Origin of the sequence: Streptomyces anandii JCM 4720 (assembly GCF_014650655.1) — a bacterium.
Classification (GTDB): Bacteria; Actinomycetota; Actinomycetes; order Streptomycetales; family Streptomycetaceae; genus Streptomyces; species Streptomyces anandii.
In genome coordinates this window covers 7,588-9,801 of sequence record NZ_BMVJ01000003.1, presented here as the reverse complement: position 1 = coordinate 9,801, position 2,214 = coordinate 7,588, and the positions used below count along the sequence as shown (strand labels likewise).

Below are 2,214 nucleotides of genomic sequence, written 5' to 3'. Positions count from 1 at the left end.
GGGGCCGGACGGCGCCGAATGCGGCTGTCACCGCAGGGTAGTTGGTGCGGTGAGAACCCTTTCGTGAACCGTTCGTGACCCGTTCGCCAGGGGAGGAAGGAGCAGCGTGACCATCGACAGCGTCTGGTCGTATCCGCCGCAGGTCGCCCGTCCGGAGGGGCTGGACCTGACCGGCTTCGCGGTCGTCGCCACCGACGGGACCGTCGGCCATGTGGACCGGGAGGCGGACCCCTCCGGGATGCGGCACCTGGTCGTGGACACCGGGGTGTGGGTGTTCGGCAAGAGCGTGCTGGTGCCGGCCGGTGCGGTCGCCGGCATCGACACCGGGGAGCGGAGGGTGACGGTGGCCTGCTCCCGGGCGGAGATCAAGGCGGCGCCGCGCTTCCGCACCGACAGCGAGACCAGGGACCCCGGTTACCTCACGAGCGTGGGGGCGTACTACCACGGGCTGCCGCCGCGCGGGGCGGCCACCGCCTGAACCGGTATCCCGCGCCCGGCCCGGCGCGCCCTCCTATGCTGGAGCGGCCCACGGGTGCGCGGACGCGGCCCGGGGAGGCCGGGCCGCAGGGCCCGGACGGCAGGAGCGAGCCCGTCCTCGGGCGAGGCGGCGACGGAGGTGCCCCGGGCAGTGACCGACCGGTGAGAAGCGAGGAACGGCAGCGGGCAGAGGCCGGCGCCGGGTCGTCCGGCACGGCCGCGGTGACCAGCGCGGCCGGGGCACGCGCGTACACGCGGTCGGTGGTGCGCGAGACGTGGGACTCGCCGCTGCGCACGGCCCGCGAGGAGGACGTCGTCGACCTGCTGCTGGTCGTCTCCGAACTGGTCACCAACGCCATCCGGCACGGCGGCGGGCTCGCGGGCTTCGAGGCGGCGGTGGACGGAGAGGGCGTACGGGTCGTGGTGCGCGACCGCAGCGACGTGGTCCCGCGCGGCGCGCTGGGCTCGGGCGAACTGCCGCGCGGCCACCACGGCAGCGGTTACGGCTGGCCGCTGATCGTCCGGCTGGCCCGGGAGATCGCCGTCGACCGGCTGGAGGGCGGCGGCAAGAGCGTCAGCGTGCTGGTGCCGCTGCGGGAGAGCGGCCTGCCGGACGGCGGATGAGGGCGCCGCGCGCGGGACCGGACCTCACCAGGGCAGGAAGACGTGCACGTCCTTGCCGTGGTCGTTGACCACGACGCTGACCTGGTCGCACAGCGTGTGGACGAGGTGCCAGCCGATCCCGCCGCCACCGCGGCTGGGGTGGAAGGGACGCGGGGCAGGCGCAGTGGTGCTGGTGTCGCTCAGCGTCACGTGCACCCCGTCGAAGGTCCGGCGCATGCTCAGCACGAAGGGACCCGGCGCGTACTGCACGGCGTTCGCGGCGAGCTCCGTGACGACCAGGAGTATGTCGTCGAAGTGCTCGGGAGCGGCCGGCAGCGAGGACTGCGCGAGGTCGTCGAGGAACTCCTCCGCGGCCAGGCGTGCACCCGTCACGTGGTGCAGCTCACCAGCGAAGCGAGCTGTGCGACTCGGAATCCCCTCGGTAGCCAGTGTGTCGTCCCAATGCGGCTCGGTTGCCATCTCGCCTTTCCGGCCCGGTGTGCGCCGGGCGTCGTCCTTTCCTTCACTTGCGTCCCACAGTCTTGTTCCCAAGGGCGCGAAGCCTACGCGTCAGCCGAAGGCGGTCCAGGAAGCACCGTGATCGAGGGCCAGCAGTACCGCCAGGATCAGCAGGTCGGCGATGCCGAGGGCGAGCCCCAGCCGGGCGCGGAAGGGGCGGGGCGTGTCCCGGCGCAGCGCGATCACGGCCAGCGCGATGGCGACCGGGCCGAGGACCAGGTTGAGGACGACCAGGCCGACCAGGCCGAGCACGAAGGACGCGACGGCCATGCCCTCGGTGTCCCGCCTGCCGGTGTTCCTGCGGGGTGGTGCGGTCAGCCGCATGCCTCACGCCCTCCCCGCCCGTGAACGCCGGCGCCGTTCCCGCACGGTGAACAGTGCCAGCCACACGACCACGACCGTGGCGAGGACCACGGTGACGGGCCAGGGCAGATAGGCCACCGAACCGAGGACGACGCCGAGCAGCAGCAGTGCCGCGACGAGGAAGAGCACGGCTCACCTCCCGCTTCGCGCGCGAACGGGGCGCGGGGGAAACGGATTCGCCGGATACAGGGTTGTCGGGTACATGCGACAACAGGTTTCCCGCACGGCCGACATCACGCCTGCCCACGCCGC

Annotated in this window: 5 protein-coding genes; 2 read left to right on the top strand and 3 right to left on the bottom strand. The window is 73.0% G+C overall.

The features are described from left to right. The first annotated feature begins 106 nt into the window (after positions 1 to 106). Together IE249_RS06050 and IE249_RS06045 are read left to right on the top strand one after the other, a co-directional pair. The gene (locus IE249_RS06050; protein WP_189703729.1) at positions 107 to 478 is read left to right on the top strand and encodes a PRC-barrel domain-containing protein; all 372 of its coding nucleotides are present in this window, start codon (positions 107 to 109) and stop codon (positions 476 to 478) included. A 161-nt stretch (positions 479 to 639) separates the two neighbouring features. Continuing rightward, a complete protein-coding gene (locus IE249_RS06045; RefSeq protein WP_189703728.1) occupies positions 640 to 1,101 on the top strand; it encodes an ATP-binding protein in 462 nt (153 codons plus the stop codon). Between the two features lie 24 nt (positions 1,102 to 1,125). Here IE249_RS06045 and IE249_RS06040 read toward each other — a convergent pair whose 3' ends face one another. The 3 genes from IE249_RS06040 to IE249_RS06030 form a co-directional block, all read right to left on the bottom strand. Continuing rightward, positions 1,126 to 1,560, bottom strand: a complete 435-nt coding sequence (locus tag IE249_RS06040) for an ATP-binding protein (protein WP_189703727.1) — start codon at positions 1,558 to 1,560, stop codon at positions 1,126 to 1,128. A gap of 90 nt (positions 1,561 to 1,650) precedes the next feature. Beyond that, positions 1,651 to 1,923, bottom strand: a complete 273-nt coding sequence (locus tag IE249_RS06035) for a DUF4190 domain-containing protein (protein WP_189703726.1) — start codon at positions 1,921 to 1,923, stop codon at positions 1,651 to 1,653. 3 nt (positions 1,924 to 1,926) lie between these two features. Then, entirely contained in the window at positions 1,927 to 2,091 is a 165-nt protein-coding gene (locus tag IE249_RS06030; RefSeq protein ID WP_189703725.1) for a hypothetical protein, read from the bottom strand. Positions 2,092 to 2,214 lie beyond the last annotated feature (123 nt).

Bases quoted from the DNA above. Each gene is read 5' to 3' on its own strand.
- IE249_RS06040 (WP_189703727.1), bottom strand. From the start codon at position 1,560: ATGGCAACCGAGCCGCATTGGGACGACACACTGGCTACCGAGGGGATT.
- IE249_RS06035 (WP_189703726.1), bottom strand. From the start codon at position 1,923: ATGCGGCTGACCGCACCACCCCGCAGGAACACCGGCAGGCGGGACACC.